Source organism: Pararhizobium capsulatum DSM 1112 (assembly GCF_030814475.1).
Taxonomy (GTDB): Bacteria; Pseudomonadota; Alphaproteobacteria; order Rhizobiales; family Rhizobiaceae; genus Pararhizobium; species Pararhizobium capsulatum.
This window is the reverse complement of sequence record NZ_JAUSVF010000003.1, coordinates 427,111-438,723: the sequence shown is the minus strand read 5'-3', so window position 1 is coordinate 438,723 and position 11,613 is coordinate 427,111. Positions and strand designations below refer to the sequence as shown.

The window sequence follows — 11,613 nt, the reverse complement described above, 5'->3', positions numbered from 1 at the left end:
CTACCCGGAGGGACCGGCTGGGTAGTGTCCGATGGATCTAAGAGGTAACCATGGCGCTTGTAGACACGATCGAACCAGGACTGCGGCCTCGATTTCAAGATCACCGCATCGCTCGGTTGATTGCCCGACGTTTCCTGATTGGCCTTGTCCTGTTGTTCGTGATTTCGACGCTGATCTTCATCGGCACAGAAATTCTACCGGGGGATGCCGCAACGGCGCTTCTCGGGCGCTCTGCTACGCCGGCTGCGCTCGCCGAATTGCGCGTGCGGCTGGGGCTCGATCGACCGCTTGTGGAGCGTTATCTGGTATGGCTTGCCAACGTACTGCAAGGTGATTTTGGCGTCAGCCTGATGAATGGCCGTAGCGTAACTTCAAGCCTTGGTCTTCGCCTGGGTAACACTCTCTTTCTTGCCGCCGCCGCCGCGCTGGTCTCCGTTCCGCTCTCCGTGTTTCTCGGTATCCTGTCTGTCCGCTATCGGGGCACTGTTCTTGATCGCTCGATTTCCGCATTAACGCGCGGGATCGTCGCGCTGCCAGAGTTCTTTGTAGGCTATCTGTTGATCTTCGTTTTTTCCATTACGCTCGGATGGCTTGCAAGCAGTGCCACGGTCTTCGAGACAATGGGCCTCGGCGACCGGGTCTTGGCGATGATCCTGCCCTGCCTTACACTTACCTTGGCTGTCACCGGTCATATTACGACCATGACGCGGGCGGCGCTCCTGAACACTCTAGCTTTGCCCTACATCGAAATGGCGATTCTGAAGGGAGCATCGCGCTCATTCATCATCTGGCACCACGCATTTCCCAATGCGCTCGCTGCCATCACAAACGTGGTCATTCTGAACTTAGCCTATCTGGTCGCCGGCGTGGTGGTGGTCGAAGTCATCTTCGTCTATCCAGGGATGGGGCAGTTCATGGTGGACAGTGTCGTCAACCGCGACATCCCCGTCGTTCAGGCATGCTGCCTGCTTTTTGCGGGTGTCTACATTGGTCTCAATCTGCTTGCGGATGTCGTCTCGATACTTGCCAATCCGCGGTTGAGATATCCAAAATAATGGTCAACCACCTTACCATTTCGGCCTGTGTCGGCCTCGGTTTTGTCGCAGCGTTTCTCCTTGTTGCGTTGTTTGCGCCCTATATCGCTCCCTACGGTGTCAACGACATCGTCGGATCGATATGGGACTATCCGTCGCTAAACACACCGCTTGGTACCGACATGCTAGGAAGGGACCTGTTGTCACGCTTCATTTGGGGTGCACGGGTAACCATTTTTACAGCGGCAGCGGCAACCGGGATTGCGGCGGCTGTCGGAACGAGTCTTGGCCTGCTGGCGGGGCTGCGAAACGACTGGTTGGATGCGATTCTGTCCCGTTTGGTCGATCTGTTGATGGCAATTCCGACGCTGATTTTTGCCCTTGTGCTGTTGACGGTTCTGCCGAGGTCGATCATCTTTATTGTGGGCATCATTGCACTCCTGGAGAGCACCCGCTTTTTCCGGCTGAGCCGTTCTGTGGCCTCCGATATCGCGGCACTCGATTACATTGAAACGGCAATATTGCGGGGAGAGACGAGGCTTTGGATCGTTTATCGCGAAATCCTCCCCAATGCGCTTGCACCGTTGGTCGCCGAAACAGGGCTGCGGTTCATTTTTGCGGTATTGTTCCTGTCGACCCTGTCCTTTCTTGGCCTCGGAATACAGCCACCGATCACGGATTGGGGTAGCTTGATCAAGGAGAACAAGGATGGCCTTCTGTTCGGAGTGGGAGCGGCCCTGATACCCGGAGCGGCGATTGCGCTACTCGCCGTCTCAGTAAACATGGTTGTCGATTGGATTCTCGATGCCGACGCTGGCCTGGAGAACGAATGACAAAGCCACTTCTAGAAATCCAGAATCTTAGTATTGGGAGCACCAACACCTCAGGGGCTTCCTCGATTGTGGCGGACATTTCTTTCTCGCTGGAGAAGGGCAAGGTACTTGGGCTCATCGGTGAATCCGGCGCCGGAAAATCTACGCTGGGGCTGGCTGCGCTCGGTTATGTCCGGCCCGGTCTAGCCATAAAATCCGGAGCCATTCTGTTTGACGGAGTGAGTCTTCTTTCACTCAGCGATGACGACCGCCGGCGGTTGCGGGGAAACCGTATCACCTACGTGGCCCAATCAGCGGGCGCGTCTTTCAATCCAGCCTACCGTCTGCGAGAACAAATAACTGAATCGTCCATTCGGTCTGGTCTTGCGTCCCCCGATCAGGCGAATGCGCGCGCCAACGAGTTGATGCACCTTCTCGGCCTGCCGGACCCAATACGCTTCGGCGATAAATTTCCTCACCAGGTCTCCGGCGGCCAGCTTCAGCGCGCCATGACTGCGATGGCCTTATGTTCAAGTCCCGATCTCGTCGTCCTTGACGAGCCGACCACTGCGCTTGATGTGACGACCCAGATCGAGGTTCTGAAGGCCATTCGCGATGCGATCAACTACGCCGGGGCCGCGGCCCTCTATATCAGTCATGATCTGGCAGTCGTTACGCAGATCGCAGACGAAATCATGGTATTGCGGCATGGCAAATCAGTCGAACACGGACCCGTCGCGGGCATTGTCCAAGAACCCGCGCACGAATACACCCGCAAGCTCGTCGCCGCCAGTCGACTTGAGAGACAGTCTCAGCCGGGTCTGGACGCGAGCGTGTTGGCAGTTTCGGGCATTACGGCCGCCTACGCAGACGGCAGGCCGGTCCTAACGGATATATCCCTTGAAATCCGAGTCGGGGAGACTGCCGCGCTGGTCGGCGAATCCGGTTCAGGAAAATCGACCCTTGGCCGCGTGATCAATGGTCTGTTGCCGCCTTTGAAGGGCACTGTTCGCTTCAAGGGCGAACACGTCCACGCGCGAACGGCCAAACGCTCATTTGAGCAACGCCGACTACTACAGACGATCCACCAGATGCCAGATACAGCTCTCAATCCACGCCATTCGGTCGAAGAGATTGTGGGGCGGCCAGTCACTCTCTACGAGGGGCTGCGGGGCGATTCCAGGCGACGGCGGGTAAATGAGTTGCTGGCTCAGGTGGAGCTCGATCCATCGTTGGCAAACCGGTATCCTCGCTCACTTTCCGGTGGCCAGAAACAACGGGTCTGCATTGCTCGTGCCCTTGCTGCACGGCCACACCTGATCATCTGCGATGAACCAACGTCCGCGCTGGATCCCTTGGTTGCCAAAGATATTTTGGCTTTGCTTCTCCGGCTCCAGCGTGAGAGCGGAATTGCGTATCTGTTCATCACCCATGATCTGAACATTGTCAGGTCTATTGCCACGCGTGTAACGATCTTACACGTAGGCAAGGTGGTGCGTTGGGGTGAGACTGAAGAGGTGCTGTCTCCACCGTTCGATCCCTATACGGAGCGGCTTGTAAATGCTGTTCCGAAAATCGAGGTCGGCTGGCTGGGTCGGCACGAAAAGGGCGGTCGAAAGAAGCATCCGCAAGCGAGCGAGCTCGGATAGAAACGATGTTCCGCTGGCGTCTGCTGGGAACACGCACTGTGGTGTTCTCGCGTTGCGGAGCTCTTTCGGGGCAGTTCGTCTCGTGCCATAGCGCCCCTAGAACACGGCCTCATGCTGAATGCCAACGGTAGGCAATCGCCCTAAGACGAAGGCTTCCTCAGCCATACGAACCGGATAAACGTCACGAACAGAGCGGTGCTGATTAGCGCTACGATGAGCCAGGCGGCTGTGTCGTGCTGAACTTGCCGTTCGGCGTCCATCCTCAGGGCGGTTTGCCATTGCTCTTCCCTGGTTGCGGCCTGATAGGTCGGCCCCTCCCTGAACTGGTAAATCTTGCCGTCACTCAATGTGTCGTCCCTTGCGGCGGTTGATATATTCGAGGTTCAGGAGGTCAACGAGGTCGTTGGCTTCGTCCATCTCGCAGGCAGTCAGCCACGTTCCGCTCATCTCGGCCGGCTCTCCAGTGAAGATGTCATAAACGGTCCAGAACTCGTCGCCCTCGTTCTTGCACATTTTGTAGCGGTTCTCCGGGTTTCTGCTCGTCATCGCTCGAATTCCTCATCCGTCCCTCAAAACCTGATCTTTCGCATCCAACGCGATCTTCAGGCTTCGGATCATATCGGCGCTCAAGAGCAGTGCCGATCGCACATCCCCGGTTGATCGACGATCAATGGTTGCTGAGGTTATCCTGACCCGCACAGCAAGCGACACGATGCCATCAGGCACAACGGGTGGAACCCCGCAAATCCTTCTGTCCCACCATCTCAAGCAATTAAAACTGCCGACGGTGTTGCGCGAGTATGAGAAGGTAGCACGGGAATGCGCCGAGAGCGGCGTCGACCATCCCCGCTATCTGTTGCGCCTGATTGAATTGGAACTGATCGACCGGGAACGCCGGACAGTCGAACGGCGCATTCGCGCGGCTCGCTTCCCGGCGGTCAAAAGCTTCGACACCTTCGACTTCACGGCCATACCCGGCTTGAACAAGATGCTTGTCCTGGAGCTTGCCCGTTGCGAATACATCCTGCGGCGCGACAACATCATCGCTCTCGGCAACAGTGGCACCGGCAAGACCCATGTCGCGCTCGCTCTGGGCCTCGCCGCCTGCCAGAAAGGCTTCACCGTCACGTTCACCACTGCAGCCTCGTTGGTCAGTCAGCTCCTGGAGGCGCGTGACGAGCGGCGGCTTCTCAAGCTGCAGCGCGATCTGGCTTCGGTAAAACTGCTGATCATCGATGAACTCGGCTATGTCCCCTTGTCATCGACCGGAGCGGAGCTGTTGTTCGAGACCTTCTCGCAACGCTACGAACGCGGCTCGACGATCGTCACGTCCAATCTGCCGTTTGAGGACTGGACGTCGGTGCTAGGGTCCGAGCGGCTGACCGGTGCGTTGCTCGACAGGCTGACCCACCACGTCAGCATCCTAACCATGAATGGTGACAGCTACCGGCTGAAACAGTCCGCCGCCCGCCGCCGCAATCCGTCATCAGGGGCGGAGCAAAACCAGGCCACCCAAACCGTCGACCCCGATACCGGCGAAATCCTCACACCCTGATCGAAATCACCGCCGCCGACATGGAAATGGCCCCGATCGGGGCCATTTCCATGTCGGCAACACAGCCCTGCCGCTGGCCTGGTTTTACTCCGCCGCACTGGCCTGCTTTTGCTCCGCCGTTGACAAGGCGACGCATGCAGGATTTCCAACAGTACGTCCCCGGAATAATGGCGACAAATCTCCAACGGCTGGAGACATATTGCAATTCAAACCCTCAATTCGGTGCCTGCATCGAATTTCGGAGGACGCAAGTAGAAATGAAAGCGCGTGGGCAGTGAGCACCGGACGGATCTGTTCAACGTCGCGAAGCTCCGAAATGCCTGTGCCGCGCCATGTCGGTTCGGACACGGCACTGGCCACAGCACGTGTCACTCTAAATCGATTGCGTTCACTGCTCTGTCGGAGAGTTATCCATGATAATACGATCTGCGGCTATCGCTGAGGCCAGTGAGATTTGTAGGGTCCTTCGCCGCTCGATTACGGAACTGTGCGAACTCGATCACCAAAACAGACATGAAGCGTTGTGCGGCTGGCTTTGCAATAAAACACCCGACCACGTGGAGATGTGGATTGCAGATCCCAATCAAACGGTATTGGTCGCCCTCATCGGGGACCGCATTGCAGGCGTTGGGGCTGCAAATAAGAATGGGGAAATCTGCCTGAACTACATCCGTCCAGACCTGCGAATTCGAGGCGTGAGCAAGGCCATCTTGTTTGAGCTCGAGCGCTATCTCATGGCGAATGGAAGAACAGTTAGCCATTTGATGAGCACCGCCACCGCCCATGGTTTCTATATTTCCGCCGGCTATATGGATGATGGTGCAACGATGCTTTGGCGAGGCAACCAGGTCTTCCGCATGAGCAAACGACTTGGGCCTAATGTCAGGCCAGGGTAGATGACTCTGATGCGCGAAGAAACGCCCCTTGCGCACCGAGACATTTCGTGGTAACGTTCCCACGAAATCATGCTGAGGAGGGCGGATTTTGATGCAAAGGCGGCGGCCAACCATTATTGATGTTGCGCAAAAGGCCGGCGTGTCGAAGAGCACGGCCGCTCGCGCGTTGTCGGGCGCCTCCAATGTGACGGACGAGGCGCGTGAGCGAGTGCTGGATGCCGCAAGGGTTGTGGGCTACGAGCGCAATGATCTTGCAGTCGGCATGCGCTCCGGACGGACCGGGCTGCTCGGTCTCGTCATTCCAGACATTACCAACCCGTTCTGGGCAGAGGTAGCTCGCGGTGCGCAGGATCGCGCCGCCCAGAATAGTATGTCTCTTCTGGTCTTTTCATCCGATTGGGATCACGGTCGCGAAGCCAGCCATCTGCGTGCTCTGCGCCAGGCACGCGTCGATGGCGCGATCATCAATCCAGTGGGTGATAATTTCGACGATCTCGACCGGTTCGGGCTGCCTTTCGTGCTGATCGGCTCAAGCGCCGAGCGTTTCCCTGCCACCTCCAGCGTCGGCTCCGATATCGCCCAGGCAGTACGGATCGGCATGGATTATCTGGTGGCCAAAGGGCACCATGCTCCAGCACTCATCCTTGGACCCAAGTCGCGTATTGCGCGGGCACGCTTCCTGCGAACCTTCCACGAGCATTGTGTCGAGCGCGATGTCGACCCGTCGGCCCTGCCAATGGAAGATGGAGACTATACTGTCGAAGGCGGGCATGCTGCGATGAAGCGGCTGCTGGCGCGGGGCCGCGCCCGCCATCTGGCCGTATTTGCAGCCAACGACATGATGGCGCTCGGCGCCATGGTCGCCGTGCGCGAGGCGGGGCTTCGATGCCCGGAGGATGTCTCTATTCTCGGTTTTGATGGCGTGCCGGCTGGCGCGTTTTCATGGCCGGGATTGACGACGGTCGCCAAGCCGGGCCGCGAGATCGGCATGCGTGCGGTCGACTGCCTGTTCGACGAGATCGCCGGCCGTCCCGAACATGGCCGGGTGTTCATGCCGTGCCGGTTGGTCGAGCGTGGCTCGCTGGCCGACCTGTCGGTAGACCAGCCCAGGCGCACAGCCGGAGCCGGGAGGGGATAATTCATGACTGACCGTCAACACGTTTTGACTTCACCAAATATTGGGAACGTTCCCATAAATGCAATCCGCGGCAAGCCGGGACGGACCTCTTCGTTGGCCGATGGCTGGCGTCGCTGGTGGCCGTATTACGTCATGATGGCGCCGGGGATCCTGTTCTTTCTAATATTCCATTACCTACCCATCTGGGAGACCCGGATCGCCTTCGAGCAGGTGCGTATTGTGCCGCCTAATGTCTGGGTAGGGCTCAAGCATTTCCAGGTGTTGTTCTCGTCTTCGGTCTTCTGGCAGGTGCTCGCCAACACGCTGATCATTTCGACGATGAAGATGGCGTTCTTCCTGCCGGTGCCCATCGTCGTGGCGCTGCTGCTGAACGAGGTGCGGGGCGGTTCGCTGCGCAAGTTCATCCAGTCGGCGATTTACCTGCCGCATTTCCTGTCCTGGGTGGTGATCGCCGGCATCTTCATTGCCGCCCTGTCGCCCACGGACGGCGCTGTCAACAATCTGCTTGGCATGGCCGGCATCGCGCCACGGTCGTTCATGACCGACACGGGTGCCATCCGCTGGGTGCTGGTGTTCACGGAAATCTGGCGTTCGGCGGGGTGGGACAGCCTGCTTTATCTGGCCGCTATCATCGCCATCGACCAGCAGCTCTATGATGCGGCCGAGGTCGATGGCGCCAACCGCTGGCAGAAAATCTGGCACGTCACATTGCCCGGCATCGTTCCGACGATAGCTACCCTGTTCATCCTGAATGCCGGGATGTTCCTCAATGCCGACCTTAATCAGGTCATCAACCTGTCCAACGACGTGGTCCGCAGCAAGATCGATATCGTCGATACCTATGTCTACCGGATCGGACTTCAGACCGGCGAGTATTCGCTGGCGACGGCGGCCGGCCTGTTCAAGGCTGTACTGGGGACGATGATGATCATTATCGCGCATTTCGTATCCAAACGCCTGACCGGAAAGGGAGTCTGGTAATGGCCCTGTCGCGCAAGACCCCGATTGAACGCATCGAATACGCCATCATCGTTTCAACGCTCCTGCTGCTTGTGGTCGTCACTGTTCAGCCGATCCTGAACCTTCTGGCGATTTCGCTGTCCGAGCCGTCCAAGGTGCCGGGTATGAACGGACTGGCCATCCTGCCCCAAGGCTTTTCGTTCGAGGTGTGGAGCGTCTTGCTCCAGCACCCCAATGTTCAACGTGGCATCGTCAACTCGATCTTCATCACCGGCGTCAGCACGCTGATCGGCGTGGTGGGGACGGCACTGATGGCCTGGGCGCTTTCACGGCCGAACCTGCCGGGACGCAAGGCATTGTTCATCCTCGTACTCGTCACCATCGTCTTTGAGCCCGGCATCATTCCAGATTATTTCGTCAACAAGCGGCTTGGACTGCTCGACAGCTACTGGTCGGTGATCCTCTACAAGGCGGTCAATGCCTGGTATCTGATCATCCTCATCCGCTTCTTCGAAGAGATCCCGAAGGAGTTGCTGGAAGCGGCCGAACTCGATGGTGCCAACCCCTTCCAGGTCTTCTGGCATTTGGTACTGCCTCTCGCCAAGCCGGCGCTGGCAACGATCTCGCTGTTTTACCTGGTCTTTCACTGGAATGAGTTCTTCCGGTCAATGATCTATCTCAACGACCAGGGGAAATGGCCGTTGCAGGTGGTGCTGCGTCAGTTCGTCATTGATGGCGATAAGATCGCGATCGTCGGGGTCGACAGCGCCAACAACAACACGGGTGCGGGGCAGCTCAACCTGCGGGCACTCAAGGCCGGCATGATCCTTCTGACCATCGTACCGATCCTGGCGATCTATCCGCTGATCCTGAAATTCTTCACGAAGGGCACCATGAGCGGCGCGCTCAAAGGCTGATCGTGACGACGCAACAACCAAATAAAGCAAATCTAACGGAGGAGACGAAATGCTTAGAAAACTGGTTCTGACGACCTCGACTGCCCTGGCGCTGTGCCTCGGCATCACCGTGCCTGCCATGGCCGACCCGATCAAGATTCGGGTCGTATCCAAGGATTTCAGTCCTACCAACCCGGATGACGTCAAACATGTTCAGCGGATTGAGGAAGCGCTGAAGGCGCAGGGTACCGACCTCGATATTGAACTCGTGGACCTGCCATCGTCTGGCTATGCCGACAAGCTTTCGGTCATGTTGCTGTCGGGCGATATCCCGGACCTGATCTATTTCCAGGGTGGGGATGCCAAGATGGTCGAACAGGGCGTGCTGGAAGATCTGGGGCCGATGATTGCCGACACGACCTATCTCAAGGATGCGCTCTGGCCACACAATGTCGAGCGGTTGAAGAATTATCCTTATCTTCTCTATGTCTATCCGGTTCGCGGTCCGCAGCCGGTGATCCGCAAGGATTGGTTGGAAAAGACCGGCCTCAAGGCACCCGAAACCGTCGAGGACTATGTGACCCTGTTCAAGGCGATCAAGGACGGCGATTTCGACGGCAATGGTGTCGCCGATACCTATGGGGTAACCACGGCCGACAATACCAACGAGCTGGATTCGATTTTCAACCAGGCGTTCGGGATCACCGGCACGTGGATGAAGAACCCGGCTGGCGAATGGGTCAGCGCCAGGATCACCAGCCAGGAGAAGGACAAAATCGCCTTCTACGCCTCGCTGCGGGCGCAGGGCCTCTACGATCCGGAATACATCACCACCAAGTTCGATTTGAAGGAAGACAAGTTTTACACCGGCAAGGCCGGTGTGATCTTCGGGTCTTCCGGTGAGGTGATCGACATCTACGGTGGCAAGATGCGGCAGGTTCATCCGGGTACCGAACTCGTTCTGCTGCCGCCGCCGAAGGGCCCGGCCGGCCAAGGCCTTTCTGCCGTCGACGTGTCAAAGGAATCGCGTGGCTTTGCCATCTCCACAACCTCCGAGCACAAGGCAGAGGTGATGAAGTTGCTGGACTTCATGGCAAGTCCGCAGGGACAGATGTTCGACCGTCTGGGCTTTGAAGGCCAGGAGTTTACCAAGGATGGCGATACATACAAAGTGACTGACAAGATCGCCACCTGGTATGCGCGCTTCATGGTAGCGGCGAACTGGACGCCACCGGTGGTGTGGCAATCGGAAGCCGCCCAGCAGTCACTGGCGACGATCCAGAAGGACTTCAAGCCGGATAACACGTTCCTCTGGCCGGCCGATTATGCCGCCGATCTTGATGCCACTGAAAGTGTCTACCGCTCCTGGGTCTACAAGTTCATTTCCGGCACGGCGAAAATGGACCAGTGGGATCAATATGTCGCCGAATGGGAAGCCGCTGGCGGCACACGTCTCAACGACTATGCAAGGACTGTTCTCGATGCAAAAAAATAGTGCTTCCGGACTCTCTCTAAAAGGGAGAGTCCGCGCGCTCATTCATGGCGTCGCTCTAGGCGACGCCATGGGGGCTCCAGTCGAAAAACTATCGGCAGCCGATATACTGGCGCGTTACGGGCGGGTTTCTTCGCTCAACATGCAATGGCACAAGATGTCGCTCGACGCTACGGCGCGCAACGGGAGGGTGCGCGGCAACGGCATCGTCACCGACGATACGCTGATGACGCTGTGCCTGATGGATATCTATGCCGAGGTCGGAAGGCATCTGGACGCTTGGGACATGGCCGACGGAATGGTGCGTCAGATCGCCTGGATTCCGCGCTATGTGCCGGAATTGCGGCGTGAGGCGATGTTGATCGAGCGACTGTTCTACCCGGAGAAATGGATATTCCAGCGCCACCAGCTGGCCTCCTGCGATCCCCGGCAAGGTGGCATCGGCAACATGGTCAATTGCGGTGCGGCCATGTACGTGGCGCCGATCGGAGTGGTCAACGCCTGTGATCCGAAGGCCGCCTATGACGAGGCGATCGCGTTTGCCTGCGGGCATCAGGAAAGCTACGGCCTGGAAGCGGCAGGTGTGTTTGCAGCAGCGGTCGCTGCAGCCTTCGTTCCCGGCACGACCATTGATGCTGTCGTCGAAGCGGCGCTGGCACTTGCAAAGGACGGCACCCGCAACGCCATCGCCGATATCGTACAGAGTGCCCGCCAGCTCAAGGCACAGGGTGCGGACCATGCAAATGTCGTCGCCGAGTTCCACAGGATCATCGCCCCCTATTCGCCAATGGGCGATGACGTCAACCACACGCCCGCCAAGGCCGGCCGGTTGACGGGTGCCTATCAGCCGCACCGCCTGGGATCGATCGAGGAACTGCCGCTGGCGCTGGGCTTCTGCCTCGTCAATGACGGCGATTTCCGCCGCTCGATCGAGGACGGGATCAATTCCGGCCGCGATACCGACTCAATCGGCGTGATGGCCGGTGCCATCCTCGGCGCCATGCATGGCGAAGAGGTTATCGGCAAGGCCGATTGCCAATTGCTCGACGAGGCAAACCGGCTCGACCTCATCGCATCGGCGGATGCGTTTACCGAAACCGTCAAATCCATCCTTGCAGCCGACCAGGCTGCCACTGACAGCCGCGCCATAAGCCGCGCTGCTCTCCTGATTTAGTACTGCA

At 58.2% G+C, this 11,613-nt stretch carries 12 protein-coding genes; 10 read left to right on the top strand and 2 right to left on the bottom strand.

The genetic code is table 11. From position 1 onward, the window contains the following. Positions 1-50: 50 nt before the first annotated feature. The 3 genes from QO002_RS27270 to QO002_RS27260 are packed head-to-tail and all read left to right on the top strand — an operon-like array spanning position 51 to position 3,495. Complete coding sequence (locus QO002_RS27270; protein ID WP_307235876.1) at positions 51-1,055, top strand: ABC transporter permease; 1,005 nt, start codon at positions 51-53, stop codon at positions 1,053-1,055. Beyond that, on the top strand, positions 1,052-1,867 hold the full coding sequence (locus tag QO002_RS27265; protein ID WP_307236282.1) for an ABC transporter permease: 816 nt from the start codon (positions 1,052-1,054) through the stop codon (positions 1,865-1,867). The genes QO002_RS27270 and QO002_RS27265 overlap by 4 nt, the downstream gene beginning before the upstream one ends. Further along, on the top strand, positions 1,864-3,495 hold the full coding sequence (locus tag QO002_RS27260; protein WP_307235874.1) for an ABC transporter ATP-binding protein: 1,632 nt from the start codon (positions 1,864-1,866) through the stop codon (positions 3,493-3,495). Before QO002_RS27265 ends, QO002_RS27260 begins: the two co-directional genes overlap by 4 nt. 339 nt (positions 3,496-3,834) lie before the next feature. Here the strand turns inward: QO002_RS27260 and QO002_RS27255 are convergent, their stop codons facing one another. Beyond that, positions 3,835-4,041 carry a hypothetical protein gene (locus QO002_RS27255; protein ID WP_307235872.1) on the bottom strand — a complete coding sequence of 69 codons (207 nt, stop codon included), beginning with the start codon at positions 4,039-4,041 and terminating at the stop codon, positions 3,835-3,837. A gap of 166 nt (positions 4,042-4,207) precedes the next feature. Here QO002_RS27255 and istB point away from each other — a divergent pair, with 166 nt between their 5' ends. Further along, positions 4,208-5,050, top strand: coding sequence for an IS21-like element helper ATPase IstB (istB, locus tag QO002_RS27250; RefSeq protein ID WP_307236279.1), 843 nt, complete (start codon positions 4,208-4,210; stop codon positions 5,048-5,050). Here the strand turns inward: istB and QO002_RS27245 are convergent. Further along, entirely contained in the window at positions 5,040-5,186 is a 147-nt protein-coding gene (locus QO002_RS27245; RefSeq protein WP_307235870.1) for a hypothetical protein, read from the bottom strand. The genes istB and QO002_RS27245 overlap by 11 nt on opposite strands. Before the next feature lie 277 nt (positions 5,187-5,463). On the opposite strand from QO002_RS27245, the gene QO002_RS27240 reads away from it, so the two are divergent. From QO002_RS27240 to QO002_RS27215, 6 genes are all read left to right on the top strand, one after another. Continuing rightward, positions 5,464-5,946 (top strand): GNAT family N-acetyltransferase, encoded by a 483-nt coding sequence (locus QO002_RS27240; protein WP_307235868.1) that lies wholly within the window; start codon positions 5,464-5,466, stop codon positions 5,944-5,946. A gap of 91 nt (positions 5,947-6,037) precedes the next feature. After that, positions 6,038-7,084, top strand: coding sequence for a LacI family DNA-binding transcriptional regulator (locus QO002_RS27235; protein WP_307235866.1), 1,047 nt, complete (start codon positions 6,038-6,040; stop codon positions 7,082-7,084). A gap of 93 nt (positions 7,085-7,177) precedes the next feature. Beyond that, positions 7,178-8,065, top strand: a complete 888-nt coding sequence (locus tag QO002_RS27230; protein WP_307235864.1) for an ABC transporter permease — start codon at positions 7,178-7,180, stop codon at positions 8,063-8,065. Then, positions 8,065-8,961: a carbohydrate ABC transporter permease gene (locus QO002_RS27225; RefSeq protein ID WP_307235862.1), complete on the top strand. Its 897-nt coding sequence runs from the start codon at positions 8,065-8,067 to the stop codon at positions 8,959-8,961. The genes QO002_RS27230 and QO002_RS27225 overlap by 1 nt, the downstream gene beginning before the upstream one ends. 49 nt (positions 8,962-9,010) lie before the next feature. Continuing rightward, a complete protein-coding gene (locus QO002_RS27220; RefSeq protein WP_307235860.1) occupies positions 9,011-10,435 on the top strand; it encodes an extracellular solute-binding protein in 1,425 nt (474 codons plus the stop codon). After that, a complete protein-coding gene (locus QO002_RS27215) occupies positions 10,404-11,606 on the top strand; it encodes an ADP-ribosylglycohydrolase family protein (protein ID WP_307235858.1) in 1,203 nt (400 codons plus the stop codon). The genes QO002_RS27220 and QO002_RS27215 overlap by 32 nt, the downstream gene beginning before the upstream one ends. Positions 11,607-11,613: the final 7 nt, after the last annotated feature.

Excerpts from the sequence above, each read along its gene's own strand:
- QO002_RS27220 (WP_307235860.1), top strand. The coding sequence starts at position 9,011 with ATGCTTAGAAAACTGGTTCTGACGACCTCGACTGCCCTGGCGCTGTGC.
- QO002_RS27245 (WP_307235870.1), bottom strand. The coding sequence starts at position 5,186 with ATGCGTCGCCTTGTCAACGGCGGAGCAAAAGCAGGCCAGTGCGGCGGA.
- QO002_RS27225 (WP_307235862.1), top strand. The coding sequence starts at position 8,065 with ATGGCCCTGTCGCGCAAGACCCCGATTGAACGCATCGAATACGCCATC.
- istB (WP_307236279.1), top strand. The coding sequence starts at position 4,208 with ATGCCATCAGGCACAACGGGTGGAACCCCGCAAATCCTTCTGTCCCAC.
- QO002_RS27255 (WP_307235872.1), bottom strand. The coding sequence starts at position 4,041 with ATGACGAGCAGAAACCCGGAGAACCGCTACAAAATGTGCAAGAACGAG.
- QO002_RS27270 (WP_307235876.1), top strand. The coding sequence starts at position 51 with ATGGCGCTTGTAGACACGATCGAACCAGGACTGCGGCCTCGATTTCAA.
- QO002_RS27235 (WP_307235866.1), top strand. The coding sequence starts at position 6,038 with ATGCAAAGGCGGCGGCCAACCATTATTGATGTTGCGCAAAAGGCCGGC.
- QO002_RS27240 (WP_307235868.1), top strand. The coding sequence starts at position 5,464 with ATGATAATACGATCTGCGGCTATCGCTGAGGCCAGTGAGATTTGTAGG.
- QO002_RS27215 (WP_307235858.1), top strand. The coding sequence starts at position 10,404 with ATGCAAGGACTGTTCTCGATGCAAAAAAATAGTGCTTCCGGACTCTCT.
- QO002_RS27260 (WP_307235874.1), top strand. The coding sequence starts at position 1,864 with ATGACAAAGCCACTTCTAGAAATCCAGAATCTTAGTATTGGGAGCACC.